This is a genomic window from Streptomyces sp. NPDC007162 (genome assembly GCF_040634175.1).
Taxonomy (GTDB): domain Bacteria; phylum Actinomycetota; class Actinomycetes; order Streptomycetales; family Streptomycetaceae; genus Streptomyces.
Window position 1 is genome coordinate 1 of sequence record NZ_JBEYFC010000251.1, and the last position, 12,601, is coordinate 12,601.

Genomic DNA, 12,601 nt, shown 5'->3' on the forward strand with positions numbered 1-12,601 from the left:
ACAGCTGGTCGAGCCGCAGCCCTCGCAGATGTAGCAGGAGCCGGCCCGCTGCATCTTCGTGCCGCAGGAGAAGCAGAGCGGGGCGTCAGCCTGGATGCCCAGCTGCATCTCCACCAGTTCGGCGCTGGTGTGGGCCTGCTGCAGGGCGGGCTTGGCCGCCTGGGCCCGCGGGGAGGCGACGGCCTTCAGTTCCTGGGCGCGCGGCGCCGACTGGGCCAGGCCCTCGACGTCGACCTCGTCGTCGTCGAGGGACGGCTCGTACGAACCGGTCTCCAGGTGGCGCTGACGCTCCTCGGCGGAGTGGATGCCGAGCGCCGAGCGCGTCTCGAAGGGCAGGAAGTCCAGCGCCAGGCGGCGGAAGATGTAGTCGACGATCGACTGCGCCATCCGCACGTCCGGGTCGTCCGTCATGCCGGCCGGCTCGAAGCGCATGTTGGTGAACTTCGAGACGTACGTCTCCAGCGGCACGCCGTACTGCAGACCGACGGAGACCGCGATGGAGAAGGCGTCCATCATGCCCGCGAGGGTGGACCCCTGCTTGGACATCTTCAGGAAGACCTCGCCCAGGCCGTCGTCCGGGTAGGAGTTGGCCGTCATGTAGCCCTCGGCGCCGCCGACGGTGAAGGACGTGGTGATGCCGGGACGACCCTTCGGGAGGCGCTTGCGGACCGGGCGGTACTCGATGACCTTCTCGACCGTGTCGCGGATGGTCGCCTCGGCCTTCTCGGCGACCTCCTCCTTCTCCTTCTCCTTGGTCTTGGCGGAGAGCGGCTGGCCGACCTTGCAGTTGTCGCGGTAGATCGCGAGCGCCTTGACGCCGAGCTTCCAGGCCTCGAAGTAGATCTCCTCGACCTCCTCGACGGTCGCCGACTCCGGCATGTTGACCGTCTTGGAGATGGCACCGGAGATCCAGGGCTGGATCGCGGCCATCATGCGTACGTGGCCCATCGGGGAGATGGCGCGCTCGCCCATGGCGCAGTCGAAGACCTCGTAGTGCTCGTGCTTGAGGCCGGGGGCGTCGATCACATTGCCGTGCTCGGCGATGTGGGCGACGATCGCCTCGATCTGCTCCTCCTGGTAGCCCAGGCGGCGCAGGGCCTGCGGGACCGTGCCGTTGACGATCTGCATCGAGCCGCCGCCGACCAGCTTCTTGAACTTGACCAGGGCGAGGTCGGGCTCGACCCCGGTGGTGTCGCAGGACATGGCGAGACCGATGGTGCCGGTCGGCGCGAGGACGGACGCCTGGGAGTTACGGAAACCGTTCTTCTCGCCGAGGCGCACCACGTCCTGCCAGGCCTCCGTGGCGGCGGCCCAGACGGGGGTGTCCAGGTCGTCCATGCGGACGGCCACGGTGTTGGCGTCGGCGTGCTGCTGCATGACGCGGTTGTGGGCGTCGGCGTTGCGGGCGTAGCCGTCGTACGGGCCGACGACCGCGGCGAGCTCGGCGGAGCGCTTGTACGCCGTGCCGGTCATCAGGGAGGTGATGGCACCGGCCAGCGCACGGCCGCCTTCGGAGTCGTAGGCGTGGCCGGTCGCCATCAGCAGGGCGCCGAGGTTGGCGTAGCCGATGCCGAGCTGGCGGAAGGCGCGGGTGTTCTCGCCGATCTTCTGGGTCGGGAAGTCCGCGAAGCAGATGGAGATGTCCATCGCGGTGATGACGAGCTCCACGACCCTGCTGAAGCGCTCGACGTCGAAGGACTGGTTGCCCTTCCCGTCGTCCTTCAGGAACTTCATCAGGTTCAGCGAGGCGAGGTTGCAGGACGTGTTGTCCAGGTGCATGTACTCGCTGCAGGGGTTCGAGCCGTTGATCCGGCCGGACTCCGGGCAGGTGTGCCAGTGGTTGATGGTGTCGTCATACTGGATGCCCGGGTCGGCGCAGGCCCAGGCGGCCTCGGCCATCTTGCGGAACAGGCTCTTCGCCTGGACCTCCTCGATGACCTCTCCGGTCATCCGGCCGCGCAGTCCGAACTGGCCGCCCTGCTCGACCGCCTTCATGAACTCGTCGTTCACGCGGACCGAGTTGTTGGCGTTCTGGTACTGGACGGACGTGATGTCGTCGCCGCCCAGGTCCATGTCGAAGCCCGCGTCACGCAGGGCGCGGATCTTCTCCTCCTCCTTGACCTTGGTCTCGATGAAGTCCTCGATGTCGGGGTGGTCGACGTCGAGGATGACCATCTTGGCGGCGCGCCGGGTGGCACCGCCCGACTTGATGGTTCCGGCGGAGGCGTCGGCGCCGCGCATGAAGGAGACCGGTCCGGAGGCGTTGCCGCCGGAGGAGAGGAGTTCCTTGGAGGAACGGATCCGAGAGAGGTTGAGGCCGGCTCCGGAGCCGCCCTTGAAGATCATGCCCTCTTCCTTGTACCAGTCGAGGATCGACTCCATGGAGTCGTCGACGGACAGGATGAAGCAGGCGGAGACCTGCTGGGGCTGCGGGGTGCCCACGTTGAACCACACGGGGCTGTTGAAGCTGAAGATCTGGTGCAGGAGGGCGTACGCCAGCTCGTGCTCGAAGATCTCGGCGTCGGCGGGGGTGGCGAAGTACTTGTGGTCCTCGCCGGCCTTCCGGTAGGTCTTCACGATGCGGTCGATCAGCTGCCTGAGGCTGGTCTCGCGCTGCGGGGTGCCGACGGCACCGCGGAAGTACTTGCTGGTGACGATGTTGACCGCGTTCAACGACCAGAAGTCGGGGAACTCGACGCCACGCTGCTCGAAGTTGACCGAGCCGTCGCGCCAGTTGGTCATGACGACGTCACGGCGCTCCCAGCTCACCTCGTCGTACGGGTGCACGCCGGGGGTGGTGTGGATGCGCTCGATACGCAGTCCCTTGGTGGCCTTCGTCCCCTTCGCGCGGGAACTCCGTGCCGGACCGCTCGCCGTCTCTGTCATGCCGCCTCCCTGTACGGGCTAAAACGCCCTGAAATGCCACGATGTTCCCGTGACACGCTGTTCTGTTTCCGCGTCGCGGGCACGCTGAGCCGCCCCCACGACAAGTCCTGGATCGCCGCCTGACAACCGGATCCTGGTCCTCCGACCGGTTCCGGTCCGCCCGTCAGTCGGCGATATGGGCGGGCGCCGGCACCCGGGCGGCCCCGCCTGGCCCGTGATCGTCCTCCTGGCTCCCCGCTGCCGCGCCTTCGACGTCCGCGACCGGGCCCTGCGCCGCCTGCCTGAGTTCCGCGATCGCGGCCTCGAAGTCCTCGAGCGAGTCGAACGCCCGGTAGACGGAGGCGAATCGCAGGAAGGCGACCAGGTCGAGTTCCTGCAACGGGCCGAGTATGGCCAGCCCCACGTCGTGGGTGGTCAGCTCGGCGCTTCCGGTGGCCCGCACCGCCTCCTCGACCCGCTGGCCGAGCTGGGCGAGCGCATCCTCGGTGACAGGTCGCCCCTGACATGCCTTGCGCACGCCGTTGATGACCTTGGTACGACTGAATGGCTCGGTGACTCCGGACCGCTTCACCACCATGAGCGAGCACGTCTCCACGGTCGTGAAACGACGGGAGCAGTCAGGGCACTGGCGGCGCCTGCGGATCGACGTGCCGTCGTCGGTCGTACGACTGTCGACGACCCGGCTGTCGGGGTGCCTGCAGAAGGGGCAGTGCATGATCTCCAACCCTCCTCACAGCAGACTCGACAGCCTCGCCGGACCTCATCGGCCCCGCGAAGCAGCCCCAAGCATAGGCGATCTCAGAGAGACCGGAGACCCGGGGGACCACAACTTGTGGGCTGTGGTCGCAATCCAACCACTAGATGTGGTGATTGGCTGATACATCGCCAGGTTGCGCGTGTCGCACACGTACCGCTACGGCAGATTCGGAGATAGCGTGAGCGCCGCACGGAGGTCACGTGCGACTCCGGCGCAGATGGGGACGGATGTCCCGGTCGGCGACAACACTGATGGCAGACTGGGCACACCCGCGAGGTCGTCACCGGCGGTGAAGAGTACAACAATGAACCTTTTGCCCGCCGGACACCCCCATGACCCATACACCCAGACATGTGATCGCGTCCGATGAACCGCGTTTTTTCACTCGAACGTGTGTTTGGCGCAACCTTTCGAAAGCAACTACCGTTGTCCAGCAGGGAGACCATCGAGAGGGGCCGACGTGACCACGACCGCAGACAGTGCCACCATCACCGCCCAGGACCGCTCCCAGGGCCGAATCGACCCGGTGCACGCCATGAACGAAGCCGTGAATCCCGAGGGACACAAGCGTTCCCTGCCGGGCCGACCTCCAGGGATCCGAGCGGACAGCTCGGGTCTCACCGACCGGCAGCGCCGGGTGATCGAGGTGATCCGGGACTCGGTGCAACGACGGGGCTACCCGCCGTCGATGCGGGAGATCGGCCAGGCCGTCGGCCTGTCGAGCACCTCCTCGGTGGCCCACCAGCTCATGGCACTGGAGCGCAAGGGCTTCCTGCGCCGCGACCCGCACCGCCCGCGTGCGTATGAGGTACGGGGCTCCGACCAGGCCGTGACCGTGCAGCCCACGGACACCGCGGGTAAGCCCGCGGCGTCCTACGTCCCACTGGTCGGCCGGATCGCCGCCGGCGGGCCGATCCTCGCTGAGGAGTCCGTCGAGGACGTCTTCCCTCTCCCCCGGCAGCTGGTCGGCGACGGCGAGCTGTTCGTCCTCAAGGTCGTCGGTGACTCCATGATCGAGGCCGCGATCTGCGACGGCGACTGGGTGACCGTCCGCCGCCAGCCGGTCGCCGAGAACGGCGACATCGTCGCCGCCATGCTCGACGGCGAGGCCACGGTCAAGCGCTTCAAGCGCGAGGACGGCCATGTCTGGCTCCTCCCCCACAACGCGGCCTACGAGCCGATCCCAGGCGACGACGCGACCATCCTCGGCAAGGTCGTCGCGGTACTGCGGCGCGTGTGACGCCTGCGGCGGGCGCTCATGTCTCCCGCCCTCAGATCGGGCCCCGGGACCCCTGCGCCGGTTCCGGGGTCCTGCATTGTCCAGGAGCACGGCCGCGCGCCTGCCCACACCCCGAGGGGTGGTCCGGTCCCGCCATGGGGCCGGACCACCCCTCGGGTCACTCCGCCTCCGCCTGCCGCGCCGTGGCGTCGATCGCCGCCAGCGACTTCCGGACCTGGTTACGGTCCGTGGTGTACCAGAAGTCGGGCAGTGACGCCTTGAGATAGCTCCCGTACCGAGCGGTCGCCAGCCGCTGATCGAGTACGGCGACCACGCCCCGGTCCCCCGACGCCCGCACCAACCGACCGGCACCCTGGGCCATCAGCAGCGCGGCGTGAGTGGCGGCTACCGCCATGAAGCCGTTGCCACCGGCGTCCTCCACCGCCTTCTGGCGCGCGCTCATCAAGGGGTCGTCGGGGCGCGGGAACGGGATCTTGTCCATCACGACCAGCTGGCAGCTGGGGCCGGGGACGTCCACGCCCTGCCACAGCGACAGCGTGCCGAAGAGGCAGGTCCGGGGGTCAGCCGCGAAGTTCTTGATCAGCTCGCCCAGGGTCTCCTCGCCCTGCAGGAGTATCGGGAACTCGGGAATCCGGACGCGCAGTTCCTCGGCGGCCTGCTGGGCGGCCCGCATCGAGGAGAAGAGGCCGAGGGTACGGCCACCGGCGGCCTGGATCAGCTCGGTCAGTTCGTCGAGCATGTCGGCACGGTCGCCGTCCCGCGCGGGGCGGGCGAGGTGTTTGGCGACGTAGAGGATGCCCTGCTTCGGGTAGTCGAAGGGCGAGCCGACGTCGACCCCCTTCCACCGCGGGAAGTCCTCACCCTCCGTGCCCTCCGGGGCGAGGCCGAGGGAGGCGCCCACGCCGTTGAAGTCGCCGCCGAGCTTGAGGGTCGCCGAGGTGAGGGTGACCGAACGGTCGGCGAAGAGCTTCTCCCTGAGCAGACCCGAGACGGACATCGGGGCGACGCGGAGGGAGGCGCCGAAGCGGTCGTGGCGTTCGTACCAGACGACGTCCCACTCGGAGCCGTTCACGATCCGCTCGGCCACGTCGTGCACGGTCTCCACCGACGCCAGCGCCTGCTTGCGGACCGCGTCCTCGTCCTGGACAGACTTGTCACGGGTCGTGCCGATCGCGGAGATCACCGTGCGGGACGCGTCCCGCAGCGCCGCGAGGGCGTAGCCGAGATCCTCCGGGATCTCCTCCAGACGGCCCGGCAGGGCCAGCTCCATCAACCGCTCGAAGCCCTCGGCGGCGGTCTGGAGCTGGTCGGCGGCCTTCTCGTCGACCAGCTTGGCGGAGCGCCTGACCGCGCGGTTGACCTGGCCCGGGGTGAGCTCGCCGGTGGCGACACCGGTGACCCGGGAGACCAGTTCGTGCGCCTCGTCCACGATCAGCACCTCGTGCTGGGGAAGCACGGGGGCACCCTCGATGGCGTCGATCGCCAGCAGGGCGTGGTTGGTGACGACCACCTCGGCGAGCTTGGCGCGCTCGCGGGCCATCTCGGCGAAGCACTCGGCGCCGTAGGCGCACTTGGACGCACCGAGGCACTCCCGCGAGGAGACCGAGACCTGCGCCCACGCCTTGTCGGAGACACCCGGCGTCAGATCATCGCGGTCGCCGCTCTCGGTCTCGTCGGCCCAGTCCCGCAGCCGCAGCAGGTCCTGCCCCAGCCTGCTGGTCGGGGCGGCCGCCTCGAACTGGTCGAAAAGCCCTTCCTCCTCGTCCTGCGGCACGCCCTCGTGCAGCCGGTGCAGACACAGATAGTTCGATCTGCCCTTGAGCATCGCGAACTCCGGGCGGCGGCGCAGCAGCGGGTGCAGGGCGTCGACGGTCCGCGGCAGGTCCCGCTCCACGAGCTGTCTCTGCAGGGCGAGGGTCGCCGTCGCCACGACGACCCGCTCCCCGTGGGCGAGCGCGGGCACCAGGTAGCCGAGCGACTTTCCGGTGCCGGTGCCGGCCTGGACCAGCAAATGGGATCCGTCGTCGATCGCTTCGGCGACCGATTCGGCCATGGTCGCCTGGCCGGGGCGCTCCGTGCCGCCGACAGCTGTGACGGCGGCATGCAGGAGTTCAGGGAGTGAGGGCTTCGTCATAGCGCGACCACCCTACGGCCCTGCGCTGACAATCGGGCGACCAAGACGGGGGCGGGGGGTGCGAGCACGCCTGGGGCTCCTCAACGGACGGGCCTGACGGAGAGGGGGCGGCCCGGACTCCGGGCCGCCGCGATTTTCTTCGGGCGGCCGGGAACTCGAGCGGTCGCCGCTTCGTACTACATGTGTACGCGCAATCACTCAGCGCTACATCAGATGCCGTAGGGACCGGTCCCGGATCATGAGGGCGGCCCGTTTGCCAGGCAGGTCGACCTCGGCTGCGTAGCGGTAGCCCGCGTTGAGGAAGGCGGCCACGGAGGGGGTGTTGTGAAGATCAGGTTCCGCGACGACCCGCGCGCAGGCGGGGCGGTGATCGAGTACGAGATCGGCCACGGCTCTCAGCAGGACGGAGCCCAGTCCCTTTCCCCGGTCGGCGACGTCGCCGATGAGGAGGTGCAACCCGGTGTCGTGCGGGCGCGCCGGATAGCGGCGGGCAAGCGGGTCGAGGTCGGCCCGGTAGATCTCCCAGTAGCTCATGGGGATGCCGTCCAGCAGGCCCAGACACGGCACGCTGCGCCCGTCGCCGGTGATTTGGGCGCGCAGGTGGTCCTCCGTCTCCGTCGGTGAGCCGCCCAGTTGCCAGAACCTGGCCACGGCGGGGTCATCCATCCAGCGGTCGATGACCGGCAGGTCGCGTTCCACCTGCGCCGGGACGAGCTGGAAGGAGCCGACCGGGGTCGGGGTCGGGCCCCAGGCGCCCACGTGGTCGAGCAGGTCCGGCGCGTCGACCGGGCCCGGGGCCGGCCGGTCGGCCGTCTTCGCGGCGAAGAGAGCGCGGAGTTCGGCGGGCATGCGGAGATCCAGGGTGTCCGCACAGTCCCTGGTGTCCGCACAGTTCCCGGTGTCCTCGCAGTCCCCGGTGTTCTCGGCGGGTCCGGAGCGGCCGGGGTGGCAGGGGCGGCCGGGGTGGACCGGTACGGGGCCTGCGCCGGCGCTCGCGTCGGTGGGAGGCACGGTGCGCTCCTCTCAGAAGACGAGGTGGGTCATGTTCCTCGGTCGGTGAACGAAGGGCGGTGGTCGGCGGGTCGGTGAGGGTGTCGTTGCGGTCGGACGATTCAGGAGTGGAGGGGGTTGGCGATGGTGACGTAGACGGACTGGGTGTCGACCGGGCCGACGAGTTCGTCGAGGCCGCTCAGTCGGGTCAGCAGGTTGGCCTTGCAGCGCAGCACGGGTGAGTCGAGCAGGCGGACGGGGAGGGAGCTGTGCGCTCCGGTGGGTCCGGAGGCCGTGTCGGCGAGGAACCGGCGGAACGCGGCGAGCAGCAGACGTTCGTCGGCGAGACGCTGGGAGCCGAACGCTCCGATGAGACCGAGCACGTTGTTGATGCCGAGGTAGTAGGCGAAGCGCTCGTCGGTGGTCTCGTCGGAGACGAAGGTGTCGCTGTGCTCGCCGATGCCGGGCAGCCGGGCGTCGAGGTCGGCCCGCCGTGACTCGCGGAAGTAGTAGCCCTGGTTGTCGCGGTAGCGGCCGCCGGCGGGCCAGCCGTCGGTGTCGAGCAGGAGCAGGGTGTTCTGCTGGTGCGCCTCCAGGGCGATGCCGGCCTCGCCGTCGAGCCAGAGCAGGGGGCGGACGACCTGTTCCAGGTAGCGCAGGAACCACTCGGCGCTGACGGCGCCGACGGGCCGGCCGGTGCGTTCGGCGAGCCGGGCGACCACTCGGGCCAGCCGTGAGCGGTACGGCCGGGGGGGCCTGCCGTCCGTGGCCGGGGTGTCGTGGGGGCCTGAGGTGTCGTGGGGGCGCGGGGCGACCAGTCCGGCGACGCAGGACACGTCGTCGGCAGGGGTGAACGGGTTGTGCCGGATCACCACGTCGAGGCCGGGCACGGGCCGGCCGTCCTCGCTGTCGACGGCCAGCCAGGCGGGGTCGCGCACGATGTCGAACCCGGGGTGGGCGGCCTGCCACTGCTTGCCGAGGCCGGTGCGCAGCAGACGGTGCACCTCGACGCCCCGGTGGAGTTCCTTGCGGAGGTTCTCCCGGCGGGAGTTGGTGATGCGCAGACCGAGCGACAGTTTGAGCATGCCGGCAGCGCCGGTGCGGTGGACGGTTCGTACGGAGGAGGTGGGATGCCAGGGGGCGCCGAGGGGGCCCAGGTCGCGGAGAAGTCCGGCGTCGAGAAGGGCTGCGACCTCCTCGCGGTGGCGGACCTCGCGGGCCTGCCAGGGGTGCAGGGGCAGCGTGGCGGCATGCCCTTCGGGCAGCGGCAGGGGCGTCCCCGCGAGGCGTTCCATGAGGTGCGGCGCGGGGACGGGCCGGCCGCGTTCGGTCCAGGCCGAGTCGGTGGCGAGCAGGGAGGAGTGAACTGTCATCCAGTGCAGGGGGAAGGAGCCGCGCAGCTCCGGTGAGTAGAGGCGGGCTTCGGATTCGGTCAGGCCCTCGCGGCTCTTCGGGGTCGGGTGCAGCGGATGGCCGAGGAGGAGCGCCTGCTCGGCGGCGAGGAAGCGGTCGGGGCCGTCGGCGGGACGGGCGCGCCGGTCGGCGATGAAGACGGCCGTGCGGCGCAGGGAGTCGGCGACCCGGGCCACCAGGTCGTCGTCGGCCGGGGTGGCGGGAGCGGCCGGGGTGGCGGGCGCGCTCTCGGTGACACGGGCCGTGCCGTCGTCGTCGGCGGGGCGGGCGGCTCGGGCGGGGTCGTCGTCGGTTCGGTGAGCCGTGTACGCCGCTGTCCGGGGCGTCTCGCGGGCGAGCAGGGCGGCAAGGGTGACCGCGTCCACGGGTGGGGCGGAGCCGGGGGCGCCGGCCAGCCGGGGCGGGCCGAAGCGGTGCCAGCCGGTCGGGGACCAGTGGCGGACCGGGGTGATCAGGGCCGTACCGCTGGCGGTCAGTGGGATGCGCAGGGTGCCGGTGTCCGGGGCAGGGAGGCCGGTCTCGCGCGTCCAGCAGCGCAGCAGGTTCTCCACGGCGGCGGCCTGGGCCGCGGTGTACGGGTCGGGGTGTTCCAGGAGGTCCCCCGTGTCGTCGTGCGGACGCTCGGGCTGGAAGGTGCGGCCTCGTTGCTGGGGGACCGACTCGGCGAGCGGAACGGGGCGTCCCTGGGGACCTTGGTCTCCGGGCTCGTCGGGGTTGGGGGTGGCGTTCAAGGGGTTCCTCGGGGCTCGGGCGGTGCGCGTCCGCTGTCCTGGGGACGGGCGAAGGGGGCCGTTCGGTCGGGAATCGGGTGCGGGGTGTCCTGACGACAGAGACGAGTCGGACGAGGAGGTGCGGATGATGTGGGACTTCGTGCGGTGGCCGGTCGGCCTGCGCCCCGCCCTTCGATGGGCAGGAATTTCCGGTCTTTTCCTGGCTTTGCTAGTCCTTTCGGACGCCGTGGCGGTCGGACGGGTCGCGGGCCACCGCGGCCACGGCGTCGGCGAGACGGTCCAGTACGGCATCCGCTTGTTCGTCGGTGATGGTCAGTGGTGGAAGGAGCCGTACGACACCGGCGTGGCGGCCGCCGAGTTCGACGATCAGGCCCCGTTCCAGGCAGGCGCGCTGGACGGCGGCGGCCAGTCGCGGGGCGGCGGGGTGCGGCCGGGGCCCGGGGTCACCGTCCCGCTCGCCGGTCACGCCGCTGTCCGGGCCCGTCGACGCGCCGTCCGGGCTCTCTGCCGGGTCGGCGGAGCCGGCGGGCTCCCTCTGCCCCGGGCTGCGCTCCGCCTCCGGATCCACCAGTTCCACCCCGATCATCAGGCCCCGCCCCCGTACCTCCCCCACGCACGCGAAGTCGTCCTGGAGTTGGCGCAGCCGGGTCAGCATGCGGGTGCCGAGCAGGCGGGCCCGGTCGGCGAGGGCGTTCTCGCGGACATGGGCGAGGGTGGCCGTGCCGGCGGCCATGGCGAGTTGGTTGCCGCGGAAGGTGCCGGCGTGGGCGCCGGGTTCCCAGACGTCGAGGTCGTCGCGGTAGACGACGACCGCGAGGGGGAGGCTGCCGCCGATGGCCTTGGAGAGGACCATCACGTCGGGGGTGACGCCGCTGTGCTCGACGGCCCAGAAGGCGCCGGTCCGGCCCACACCGGTCTGGATCTCGTCGGCGATGAGGGGGATGGACCGCTCGGCGGTGAGCCGGCGCATGCGGCGCAGCCAGTCGTCCGGTGCGGGATGCACCCCGCCCTCGCCCTGGACCGGTTCGAGGATCATGCCGGCGGGCAGCGGGACGCCGGATTTGGGGTCGTCGAGCAGCGACTCGGTCCAGCGGGCGGCGAGTTCGGCGCCGCGTGGGCCGCCGACGCCGAACGGGCAGCGGTAGTCCTGCGGATAGGGCAACCGGGCGACACGGACGTCACCGGCTCCGCCGGAGGCCGCGAGAGCACCCGCGGTCATCCCGTGGTACGCGCCGGTGAAGGCGAGTACGCCGGTGCGCCCGGTCGCGGTGCGCACCAGTTTGAGGGCGGCCTCCACGGCGTCCGTCCCGGCGGGTCCGCAGAACTGGACGCGGGCGCGGTCGGCCAGGCCGGGCGGCAGGGTGCGGAACAGTTCGGTGACGAACGCGTCCTTGACGGGGGTCGCCAGGTCGAGGACGGAGAGCGGGGCGCCGGAGTCGAGTACCTTGCGGATCGCCTCGAGCACGACGGGGTGGTTGTGGCCGAGCGCGAGGGTACCGGCGCCGGAGAGGCAGTCCAGGTAACGGCGGCCGTCGGCGCCCTCGATGGTCAGTCCGCGCGCCCGGACGGGCACGATGGGCAGGGCGCGCGCATAGGTGCGGGCCCGCGATTCTCGCGCCGACTGGCGCCTGAGAATCCCCTCGTGCGCCACGCGCGCTCCCCCGAACGTCTCCCCGGTCACCGACTCCGTCACGGCCACGGCTCGCTGTCCTCCCGCTGTCCAGAGGCGAGTTGTTCGGCGGGCGCCGGGCACAGACAGCCGGACCCCCACCGCTACAACCCCCGGCCGCCCGGCGGGTTACGGGTCAACCCGAGATAGTTGGCGGTGGCGAAGGTCTCGCCTCTTCCTCTCGCCCCCAACATGTGTGTGGTCGCCTGGGAGCATCTGAGGCCGGCGGTCGAGCAGCACGCGATCCAGGTGCTGCTCACCGACCACCACTACTGGGGCGGGCTGCGGCGCACCCGTGAACTCGCCGCCGTCTGCGAGGCGTTCGGGATCGCCCTGTCCATGCACTCCAACTCGCACCTGGGCATCAGTCTCGCCGCGATGACCCATGTGGCGGCGGCCATACCGAACCTGGACCACTCCTGCGACACCCATTACCCGTGGAACAGCGCCGACGACGTGATCCGGCCCGGCGTACTGGAGTTCAAGGACGGCGAGGTCCGCGTCCCCACCGGCCCCGGACTCGGTGTGGAGCTCGACCACGAGGCCCTCGACCGCCTGCACCGGCTGTACCTGGAGTCGGGTGTGCGCACCGCGACGACACCGGTTACATGCGCCGCGTCGACCCCACCTACGAACTGCGGTTGCCTCGCTGGTGAGGCCGTAGCGAAACCGTTGCCCGGCCATGGGTGGACCCCCACAGCGAGCGCATAGTGTGTGGCGCTGAAGTCCGTTGACAACAGGGGGAGTCACCTGGTGGCCCGGCCCCGGGTCGGCCTGTCCC

At 70.6% G+C, this 12,601-nt stretch carries 7 protein-coding genes and 1 pseudogene; 2 read left to right on the top strand and 6 right to left on the bottom strand.

Annotated elements, in window-relative coordinates; all coding sequences use genetic code 11:
* Both ABZ646_RS26490 and nrdR read right to left on the bottom strand, forming a co-directional pair.
* Window positions 1-2,886 (bottom strand): vitamin B12-dependent ribonucleotide reductase (locus ABZ646_RS26490; RefSeq protein ID WP_360523719.1); only part of this gene is annotated, 2,886 nt, incomplete at its 3' end.
* 163 nt (window positions 2,887-3,049) lie between these two features.
* Entirely contained in the window at window positions 3,050-3,601 is a 552-nt protein-coding gene (gene nrdR / locus ABZ646_RS26495) for a transcriptional regulator NrdR (RefSeq protein WP_360523726.1), read from the bottom strand.
* 502 nt (window positions 3,602-4,103) lie between these two features.
* Between nrdR and lexA the strand changes: the two genes are divergently transcribed.
* Window positions 4,104-4,883: a transcriptional repressor LexA gene (gene lexA, locus ABZ646_RS26500; protein ID WP_132893616.1), complete on the top strand. Its 780-nt coding sequence runs from the start codon at window positions 4,104-4,106 to the stop codon at window positions 4,881-4,883.
* Between the two features lie 157 nt (window positions 4,884-5,040).
* Here lexA and ABZ646_RS26505 read toward each other — a convergent pair whose 3' ends face one another.
* The 4 genes from ABZ646_RS26505 to ABZ646_RS26520 form a co-directional block, all read right to left on the bottom strand.
* Window positions 5,041-7,017 carry an ATP-dependent DNA helicase gene (locus ABZ646_RS26505; protein WP_360523730.1) on the bottom strand — a complete coding sequence of 659 codons (1,977 nt, stop codon included), beginning with the start codon at window positions 7,015-7,017 and terminating at the stop codon, window positions 5,041-5,043.
* Between the two features lie 204 nt (window positions 7,018-7,221).
* Window positions 7,222-8,028: a GNAT family N-acetyltransferase gene (locus ABZ646_RS26510; protein WP_360523733.1), complete on the bottom strand. Its 807-nt coding sequence runs from the start codon at window positions 8,026-8,028 to the stop codon at window positions 7,222-7,224.
* 101 nt (window positions 8,029-8,129) lie between these two features.
* Complete coding sequence (locus ABZ646_RS26515) at window positions 8,130-10,151, bottom strand: IucA/IucC family protein (protein ID WP_360523736.1); 2,022 nt, start codon at window positions 10,149-10,151, stop codon at window positions 8,130-8,132.
* Window positions 10,152-10,359: 208 nt separating this feature from the next.
* Complete coding sequence (locus ABZ646_RS26520; RefSeq protein WP_360523739.1) at window positions 10,360-11,850, bottom strand: diaminobutyrate--2-oxoglutarate transaminase family protein; 1,491 nt, start codon at window positions 11,848-11,850, stop codon at window positions 10,360-10,362.
* Between the two features lie 126 nt (window positions 11,851-11,976).
* Here ABZ646_RS26520 and ABZ646_RS26525 point away from each other — a divergent pair.
* Window positions 11,977-12,476 (top strand): annotated as a pseudogene (locus ABZ646_RS26525) (enolase C-terminal domain-like protein); the annotation flags it as partial.
* Between the last annotated feature and the right edge of the window lie 125 nt (window positions 12,477-12,601).

What these genes read in the sequence shown, in the direction of transcription:
- nrdR (WP_360523726.1), bottom strand. Translation starts at nt 3,601, where the DNA reads ATGCACTGCCCCTTCTGCAGGCACCCCGACAGCCGGGTCGTCGACAGT.
- ABZ646_RS26505 (WP_360523730.1), bottom strand. Translation starts at nt 7,017, where the DNA reads ATGACGAAGCCCTCACTCCCTGAACTCCTGCATGCCGCCGTCACAGCT.